The sequence below is a fragment of the Clostridia bacterium genome (assembly GCA_036654455.1).
Taxonomy (GTDB): Bacteria; Bacillota; Clostridia; order Christensenellales; family CAG-314; genus JAVVRZ01.
In genome coordinates, this window is record JAVVRZ010000014.1 from 1 (window position 1) to 822 (window position 822).

Annotated in this window: 1 protein-coding gene; it reads left to right on the forward strand. The window is 41.4% G+C overall.

From position 1 onward, the window contains the following. Nucleotides 1-822, forward strand: an 822-nt coding sequence (locus RR062_06145) for an elongation factor Tu (GenBank protein ID MEG2027281.1), incomplete at both ends; no start/stop codon positions are given.

Below are 822 nucleotides of genomic sequence, written 5' to 3' on the forward strand. Positions count from 1 at the left end.
CGTTGACCACGGAAAAACAACAACAACAGCAGCAATCTCTAAAGTATTATCAGATATGGGACTAGCTAAGAAAGTAGATTTCGCTAACATCGACGCTGCACCAGAAGAGAGAGAAAGAGGAATCACAATCAATACAGCTCACATCGAGTATGAAACAGAAACAAGACACTACGCACACGTAGACTGTCCAGGTCACGCGGATTACGTAAAGAACATGATAACTGGAGCAGCACAAATGGACGGAGCAATCCTAGTTGTATCTGCAGCAGATGGACCAATGCCTCAAACAAGAGAGCACATCCTATTATCAAGACAGGTTGGAGTTCCATACATCGTAGTATACTTAAACAAAGCTGACATGGTAGACGACGAAGAGTTACTAGAGTTAGTAGAGATGGAAGTAAGAGAGTTATTAACAGAGTACGGATTCCCAGGAGACGACTTACCAGTAGTAATGGGATCATCATTAGGAGCGATGAACGGAGAAGAGAAATGGGTAAACCAAATTAAAGCTCTAATGAACGCAGTAGATGAGTACATACCAACACCTGCAAGAGCAGTAGACCAACCATTCCTAATGCCAATCGAGGATGTATTCACGATAACAGGAAGAGGAACAGTAGTAACAGGAAGAATCGAAAGAGGAATAGTAAAAGTTGGAGAAGAGGTTGAGATCGTAGGAATCAAAGAAACTTCATCAAAAACAACTTGTACTGGAGTAGAAATGTTCAGAAAGCTATTAGACCAAGGTCAAGCTGGAGATAACGTAGGAGCTCTATTAAGAGGAATCAAGAAAGAAGATGTAGAAAGAGGACAAGTACT